Source organism: Pueribacillus sp. YX66 (genome assembly GCF_041725775.1).
In the GTDB taxonomy this organism is placed as follows: Bacteria; Bacillota; Bacilli; order Bacillales; family UBA6769; genus Pueribacillus.
In genome coordinates, this window is the sequence record NZ_JBEUEL010000055.1 from 1 (window position 1) to 8,653 (window position 8,653).

Annotated in this window: 7 protein-coding genes; all 7 read right to left on the reverse strand. The window is 36.6% G+C overall.

Translation table 11 applies throughout. The features are described from left to right. Nucleotides 1-170: 170 nt before the first annotated feature. The 7 genes from ABU914_RS14930 to ABU914_RS14960 all read right to left on the reverse strand — a co-directional run bounded on the left by ABU914_RS14930 (nucleotide 171) and on the right by ABU914_RS14960 (nucleotide 8,536). Complete coding sequence (locus ABU914_RS14930; protein WP_379670490.1) at nucleotides 171-2,090, reverse strand: sigma 54-interacting transcriptional regulator; 1,920 nt, start codon at nucleotides 2,088-2,090, stop codon at nucleotides 171-173. A 196-nt stretch (nucleotides 2,091-2,286) separates the two neighbouring features. Further along, on the reverse strand, nucleotides 2,287-3,234 hold the full coding sequence (locus ABU914_RS14935; RefSeq protein WP_379670491.1) for a phosphotriesterase family protein: 948 nt from the start codon (nucleotides 3,232-3,234) through the stop codon (nucleotides 2,287-2,289). Nucleotides 3,235-3,267: 33 nt separating this feature from the next. Then, nucleotides 3,268-4,689: an NAD-dependent succinate-semialdehyde dehydrogenase gene (locus tag ABU914_RS14940; protein WP_379670492.1), complete on the reverse strand. Its 1,422-nt coding sequence runs from the start codon at nucleotides 4,687-4,689 to the stop codon at nucleotides 3,268-3,270. Nucleotides 4,690-4,774: 85 nt separating this feature from the next. Continuing rightward, complete coding sequence (locus ABU914_RS14945; protein ID WP_379670493.1) at nucleotides 4,775-5,524, reverse strand: SDR family NAD(P)-dependent oxidoreductase; 750 nt, start codon at nucleotides 5,522-5,524, stop codon at nucleotides 4,775-4,777. 36 nt (nucleotides 5,525-5,560) lie between these two features. Continuing rightward, nucleotides 5,561-6,874, reverse strand: a complete 1,314-nt coding sequence (locus tag ABU914_RS14950) for a TRAP transporter large permease (RefSeq protein WP_379670494.1) — start codon at nucleotides 6,872-6,874, stop codon at nucleotides 5,561-5,563. Between the two features lie 12 nt (nucleotides 6,875-6,886). Then, entirely contained in the window at nucleotides 6,887-7,366 is a 480-nt protein-coding gene (locus tag ABU914_RS14955; RefSeq protein WP_379670495.1) for a TRAP transporter small permease, read from the reverse strand. 84 nt (nucleotides 7,367-7,450) lie between these two features. Beyond that, nucleotides 7,451-8,536, reverse strand: a complete 1,086-nt coding sequence (locus ABU914_RS14960) for a TRAP transporter substrate-binding protein (RefSeq protein WP_379670496.1) — start codon at nucleotides 8,534-8,536, stop codon at nucleotides 7,451-7,453. Nucleotides 8,537-8,653 lie beyond the last annotated feature (117 nt).

Consider the following 8,653-nt stretch of genomic DNA (forward strand, 5'->3'; position numbering starts at 1 on the left):
GATTTGCCGCCGACTTCCTTCAGGCTCCACCTCACGGTGGACACCCTTGTCTTAAGCTAATCGCTACTACTGCCTTCACGATTCAGGACTGTAACCTTATAGAATATGTGCATGCCTCGCACACTAAATAAACACTGCTAAAATCAATTAGCAGTGTTTATAAATATTTTTTAGTTTATTTGTTCCATACTCCTTAATTTTCGCCATAGAGTACTGCGGCTCATACCAAGAATTTCAGCCGCTTTTTGTTTGTTACCATTCGTTTGTTTTAATACTTCGTTAATTTGCTGAATTTCAGTTTCTTTCATCACACTATGAAAAGATTTATCACTAGGTACATCTTCTGAAATTAATAAATAATTTTCTTCAAGCGCTTCTTCAAGATTTTCTAATATCGCAGATTTTGAAGCGTTAGAAGGATCTTCTAAATAAGCAAACATTCTTTCAAGCGTATTTTCTAACTCGCGAATATTTCCGTGCCACTTATGATTTGATAATAACTTTACCATCTCTTTTAACGCTTTTTCAATATAGTTTAAAAAATGAGGATAATTTCTCTTTGTGAAAGATTTAACGATTTCACCCAAATCGTCCAATCTGTTTTGTAATGGCGGTAAAAATAAATTAAGTACTGCAAGTCGGTAATATAAGTCTTTTCGAAATTCATTCGTCTTTACTTTTTCAATTAAATTGACGTTTGTTGCTGAAATAACCCTCACGTTAATAGGAATAATCGTTGAACTTCCAACTGGCATTACGACTTGTTCTTGAAGTACCCGAAGTAGCTTCGCTTGCATACTTAAAGGGAGTTCACCGATTTCATCTAAAAAAATTGTACCATTATGTGCTTGCTCGAAATATCCTGGTTTTCCCCCTTTTTTAGCACCTGTGAACGCTCCATCACTATATCCAAAAAATTCACTTTCCAATAAATTTTCAGGTACTGCAGCACAGTTGACAGCAATAAATGGTTTATCGACTCTCGCACTCTCATTATGGATACTCTGCGCAAATAATTCCTTACCAGTTCCCGTTTCACCGAGTATTAATATATTTGAATCCGTACTCGCAAATTTTTTGGCCTTGCTTACTGTTTTTTTTATTTTTTCACTGTTCCCGATAATATGATCAAAACGATAAGGTGCAGCTATTTTTTTACTGTACATCGTTTGTCTAATTTTTGTTTCATTTTTTTGAAGTTCATCAACATCTGAAAGAATCGCAACCGTACCGTTAAAACGATGATTTACAACAATAGGAAAAGTGCTAATTAAAAACAGCTTTTTTTCGTAGGTAACGACTTTATCTCTTATCTCTTTTTTACTAAGCAATATATCAGTCAATTCGCTCTTTTTAAAAAGATGGAGAATATGCGAGCCTTGAGGACTCTTGTAATTTTCTAACTCTAATAATGAAAGCGCTTTTTTATTTATGTTTGAAATTCTGCCTGCCTCACTAAGCGTGATCACCCCATCATTAAACTTTTGCAAAATATATTCTTCTTGTTTGAAGTTTTTTAATTCTTCAAACCTCGATTGGAGTATATTAAAAGCAATACCTACAGCTTGGGTTATACTTTCTTCTCCATACCATAAGATCCCATGCATTCCTCTGCTTTTCGCCAAACTTGTAATCAAACCTGAGCCTATAACGATTGACTGCCCTTCACTCTCTAACTTTGCTATCAATTTTTCCGCATGTTCTGTACTTTCATACACATATTGATTTATTTTTAAATTGAAGATCTTTTCCAATTCATCTTTTGCGTTCATCAAAAATTTTTTATTATAATTAATTACGTTTATTTCATATCCGTACTGTCTAGCTTTTCTTAATGCGTGAATAAAATCATTAATTTGCACCCGAACAGGTACCATTTGTCCACGCACATTTAACTCTTTAAATACTTTATAAATGGTTTGTCCACAGATTAATACATCATCATTCGTTATAAACGAAGGATTTCTTAAAATATCTTTTGACTCAATTTTTTGAATCACTAAACCACTAAAATTCTTTTTTCTTTCTTCTAAAGCTTCTCTAACTAAACTTTCTAAAGGTGAAAATCCTGTAACAATGATTTTCGGCATACGATTCACCTCATTGAAAATAAAGGTCTTGATGGAACTGTATTTGTTTTTATTCTATCATCGAAAATCCATATAAACAAATTATCATAATATAGTAACTTATATGAATAGCTGTACAAATAGCACCATTCTAATATTTTCACTACTGTACAGCAAAGTAATAAACACCTTCTATATTTCATTCAATTGAATTATTTTATGTTCCTGAAAACCACCGTTCAGCATTTGTAACCATAATTGTCTGAATTTGTTCTTCAGTGATCCCTTCATTTTTTAAAGTTGGTATAATTTCGTCTAATAAAAATGTCATCGACCATTTTGGATAGATTGCTTTTTTCAAAGATTCTGGTTTATAGCGGTCCGTTGTACAACAATAGTCTTGAGAAAGAAAAATCCGGTCCTCATAGCCTCTTTTCACAAGTTCTAGAACGACCTCATTTCTTTTTTCTGTCGATAGTAAGCGAGTCAAACCGTATCGATCCAAACCAGCATATGCTCCTCTATCTAAAATTTTCAAAATGTAATTCACATCATCGGTATCACCACAATGTCCAATCAATACGTATTTAAGATCAACACCTTCTTCTTCAAAAATATCAAGCTGCATCAATCCCGTTTCACTGGCTGGATGGGAATGTGTCATAATCGGAACACCCGTTTTGTGATGGGCTCTAGCGACCGCTCGAAGCACTTTTTCGACATCTGGTGTCAATCCTTGTGCATCCGTTGCACACTTCAAAAAACCTGCTTTAATTGACGTATTTTGGACCCCGTCCATAATATCTTTCACAAACTGTTCTGCCATATAATCAGAGTCTTCCGCTTGAAATCGTGTAGGTAAGTAATGAAATGTAAAAACACCCGTAGCAGCAATAATTTGTACACCGGTTTCAACTGCCACTCTCTCGATAAATCCTATATCACGACCAAGTCCATAAACAGTCGGATCACAAATCGTTTTGACCCCGCGTTCTTTTGCTACATTCACTTGCTTGATCGCCATTTGAAGTTCATGTTCCTCATCGTATAATCTTGGAAATTGAAAAGCAAGAGCTTCCGAACGTGTGCGGAGATGTTCATGGATTAATGTAAATCCTAAATCAGTACTATCAATGTCACCAATAACCGAATGAACCTTAGTCATAAACACCTCTCCTTTAAATTATTAAAAATACTACTAGCTGAATTTTACGGAAACAAATTTCGTTTCCAAATATTCTTCTAGCCCCTGATATCCGCCTTCTTTACCTAGTCCACTTTCTTTAACTCCTCCAAATGGAGCTTGTACAACAAACGGAGCCGGATCGTTTACACCAACCATTCCATATTCCAACTGCTCAGACATTCGATACATCCGTCCAAGATCATTTGTATAAAAGTAAGATACAAGACCGTATTCGGTATCATTCGCTTTCTCTACCACTTCCTCTTCTGAAGAAAACCGAATTAATGGTATAGCAGGTCCAAATGTTTCTTCTTTAACAATGATCATGTCTTCATTGACATCCGCTAGTACAGTTGGAGCATAGAAAATACCGTTTTTATATTCGCCATCTTCGAGTCTTGAACCGCCGCAAAGCACACTTGCTCCTTTACGAACTGCATCCGTTACATGTTCATGAACTTTGGCAAGCCCGCTTTCACTTACCATTGCTCCAATATCATTCGATTCATCTAGTCCATTCCCAACTTTTAGTGATGAAACCTTTTTCTTTAAATGTTCAGCAAATTCATTGAAAATAGATTCATGGACATAAATTCTGTTTGGACACACGCATTGCTGACCTGTTGAAGCAAATTTACTTTTAATGAGCCCTTCTACAGCGAGTTCAAGATCTGCATCATCAAACACAATAAATGGTGCATGCCCACCTAATTCCATTGAAACTTTCTTCACTGTATCCGCAGATTGTCGTATTAGAATTTTCCCCACTTCTGTAGAACCAGTGAACGTGATTTTCCGCACATCGCGGCTTTCCATTAAAGCACTTGCAATTTCTTCTGGTTCTCCTAACAGTAAATTCACAACGCCTTTAGGTAACTTCACCTCATCAAAAACTTTAAATAGTTCCACAGCAGACATTGGTGCTTCAGGTGCTGGCTTTAAGATAATTGTACATCCAGCTGCTAAAGCAGGTGCAAACTTTCGTGCTGCCATCGATAGGGGAAAATTCCAAGGAGTAATTGCTCCAACAACTCCAACAGGCTGTTTGATTGTCATAATGCGCTTCGATGGTTCTGACGATGGAATTGTATCTCCGTATACTCTCCGTGCTTCTTCTGCATACCAATGAAAGTAATCAATCGCAGATTGAACCTCATATCTTGCATTGTGAATGGATTTTCCCATTTCTTTCGTAATCAGCTCAGCAAATTGTTCTTTTCTTTCTTCAATTTTGTCAGCAATTGCTTTTAAGTACGATGAACGTTCTGCTGCTGTTTTTTGTGACCAACTAACAAATGCTTTTTTAGCTACTTGAATAGCATTTTCTGCTTGCTGTTTATCTACTAGACATACTTCGCCTATTCGCTCACTTGTAGCTGGGTTGAATACTGTGAGTATGCTGTCAGTTTTTATCCATTTTCCGTCAATATACATAAAAACGTTCTCCTTTACATCGATTTATACAATAAATCAAGCAGGTGATATCGCTTGAGAATTTTCGGATTTCAAACGGTTTCATTTATCTCGCTGTATAACCACCATCGATTGGCAAGGAAACACCTGTTATATAAGATGATTCATCAGAAGCTAAAAAAAGCACAGCATAAGCTACTTCTTCAGGCTTACCTAGACGATTGAGAGGTGTATCATCAATTAATTGTTGACCTCTGCCACTGGCAAGAGAATCTTTTACCATTGGTGTTAAAATAATACCAGGGTGAACAGAATTAACACGAATATTATATTTTGCAAACTCTACCGAGGCAGTTTTCGTCATAAGCGTCACTGCACCTTTTGAACTTTGATAAGCCGTTGAACGACCGCTTCCGACTAGTCCCCATATAGAAGAATTATTAATGATCGATCCTCCATTTTCATTTGATTTCATTAAGCTGACGACAGCTTGCATCCCTAGATAAACACTCTTTGCATTTACATCCATCACACGATGCCAAACCTCTTCTTCAAGTGTCTCAACAGTGCCGGGGCCTGGTATCCCAGCATTATTGACAAGTACATCTAGTTTCTTAAAATTCTTTTTAATTAATGTTATTGCCGTTTCCCAGTCACTTTTTTTTGAAACATCCATCTTAACGAAACAAGCGTTGCCACCATTCTGTTTAATCTCCTCTACAACTTCCTTTCCTTCATCGGAAATATCGGAAACAACGACGGTTGCTCCTTCCTTTGAAAATAATTGGGAAATCGCTTCTCCTTGTCCATTTGCTGCACCAGTTACTAATGCAACTTTACCTTCTAACCTACCCATACGTTTTATCCACCTCAATCTTGAGTAATCGTTTCGCTAACCACCGCGAACTGCATTTGGTAATAGTAATGCAATATCAGGAAACGAATATAACAAACCTATTAATCCGATAATCGGAATGATAAAAATGAGAGTACCTTTAAAAATACTGATTAAATCTAACTCTTTTACAACTCCGTTTAATACAAAACAGTTCATTCCAATCGGAGGAGAAATTAACGCCATTTCAACTAATAGCACCATAATAACTCCAAACCAAATCAAATCGAAATTATGCATTTCCAATATTGGCAAGATTAATGGAATCGTTACTACGATCATTGCCATCGTATCCATAACTGCTCCTAAAATGATGTACATAATCACAATTAATACGAAAATCATTAAAGGAGAAAGGTCTTTTTCAAAAAGGAAATTCGCTAATTGATTTGGCAAACGAGTGATAGTGAGAACATAATTTAATATAAATGCCGAAATGACAATTGCAAAAATAAAGCCTGTCGTTCTCACTGTACTAAAAATCGCTTGCGAAAACGTTTTAACTGTTAATTTTCTACGTGCTAATGCAATTATCGCTGCGCCTAATGCACCCACTCCAGCTGCTTCTGTTGCAGTAAAGAAACCAGCATAAATCCCCCCTATGACAATTGTAAAAAGGATCAGGATCCATACGCTTGATTTAAGAGAAGCAAACCTTTCTCTCCACGTTACGTTAAAATCTTCTGGAGGTGGCACTAAACTCGGTTTCACTAAAGCCACAACGTTAATCGTCAACATAAAAAATATCGTTAATAAAATTCCTGGAACAATCCCAGCAATTAATAGTCTTCCAATTGACTCTTCGGTCATCACACCATATAAAATCATCATCGTGCTTGGTGGAATGAGAATACCAAGTGTACCACCTGCGGCAATGGAACCGCCTGTCAATACTTTACTGTATCCTGCCTGTAGCATTTCTTTAGACGCAATCGTTCCGATCGTTCCCGTCGTAGCCAAGCTTGAACCAGATGAAGCGGCAAACATCGCTGAGGAACCAATCGTAGCCAAGCCTAGACCACCTTTTAATTTTCCTACCCACTTTCGAAACATCGCAAATAATTCTTCACTAAAGCCACAAGTATATAAAAATTGCCCCATTAGGACAAATAAAGGAATCGTCGTTAACGTGTACGAAAAGGTGTGTTCCCAAACAATCGAGTTCACTGTTGCTAACAGTACATCCCATCCGCGTAAATAGATAATTCCGATGGCTGCAGGAATTACCATTGAAACAGCAATCGGTACACGTGAAAACATTAAAATAAACATGGCAATGATCACTAATATACCTACCGTTGTAGCAGACAACTTTCTTCCCCCCTATTCATTCAGTGTTTTCGCATTTCTAATTGTCATCATTAGCTTTCTTAATGCTTCAAGCCCCCAAGCAAAATAGCCAATAACGATCATGATTTTAAAAGGAAAATACGGAACTTCCATTAAAGTCGATACTTGTAAAAAATCGATTTGAATGACAACGATCCAAGCGATGAGCATACAAAAGACAAACAACAAACTATATGCAATTAAATCGACTACTCTTTGCACGGGTGATGGCAAAAAATCAACGATTACACCAATAGAAATATGTGCATCTTCTCTTTCAGTAAACGCTAATGCACTCGCGATTAATAAAATCATTAAAAATTGCACAATTTCAATGTTTCCAATCAATGAATGTCCCATCGTGCGCGCAATCGAAAAAATTGACACGGCTAGCATCATGAATGCTAACGACACATAAGCTATTTTTTTATTTACTTCTGTTATAAACTCTATAGTTTTTAGAAAAATTTTCATTAGGATCCCTACTTCCCATAAAAAATGAAAAGATGGCCGGGGATTGATGCCACCATCCCCGGAATTAACAACGAATTGTAAGGATTACTTAAATGGGCTTTCCACACCTGCTTCTTCTAAAGCTTCATTATAAAACTCTAGCATCGCTTCGCCATCATAGCCACGAGCCTTTGCTTTACCTACCCAATCTTGAGCAATGTCAACAGCTGGAGATCTAAACTCTTCCATCGCTTCTTCACTCGGTTCGATCACTTTCCCACCACTATCTTTCACCATTTCTTCGAATTCTTTAATTGCACTTTCTGCCTGTGTAGTATAAGACTCAACCCCCAATTCTCCAAATTTAGGACCAAAGTCTTCAATAAACATCGTCTTTAAATCTTCTGGCAATGAATTCAAGAAATCCGAATTAATAAGGAGTAATTGAACCGTACCGCCAACATTAAGTTTTGTCATATATGGAGAAACTTCGTGTAAATTAAATCCTTGAGCTCCGACAGACGTGTACATCACCTTATCAACAGTACCTCTTTCAAGACCTTCATATAATTCAGTGTTTGCTAAATTAACTGGTGATGCACCCCAATCTTTAAGTAAATCAAGCCTCTCTGGTACAGAGTCACTAATATTTTTACCTTTTACATCTGCAACCGTCTCAACTGGCTCTTTACTATATAAATTCCAAGCATCCGTAGCATAAATAGTTAAAGGTGTACCATTTCCAAACGAATCTTCTTCTGCCATGTATTCATCAATAAATTTAGATAATACCATATTCGCTACTTCTGGAGTCGTTAAGGCAAACGGTAAATCCCCGATCGTTAATGGGAAAATCTCTGTCTCGGCATGTCGTCCAGGTGAAACCATACCTAATTCATAAACACGATTTTGAATATCTTCGTAACCTGTTGCAAGTGAGCCAAGGGCGGCATTTGTATATACGTGAACTTTAATTCTGCCATCTGATTTGTCCTCTACATAGTCTACCCATGGTTCAACAATATCTTTTGTAAATGAGCTTGTCGGTGATGCTGAAATATTAAAATTAATTTCGTGAACTTCACCATTACCATCTGATGACGCTGAATCATTTGATTTATTACCACATGCAGATAATAGCAAAATCGAAATTAACACCATTGAAATTGTGAAGATTATATTTTTTTTCATGATAAATTCCCCCTTTATTTTTGACTGTCTCTTTTATGAATTTATTGAAAATTAGGCAGTACATTTTCTGCAAATAAGTTCATTGACTTTAATACTTGTTTTTGTGGTTGTCCGCCG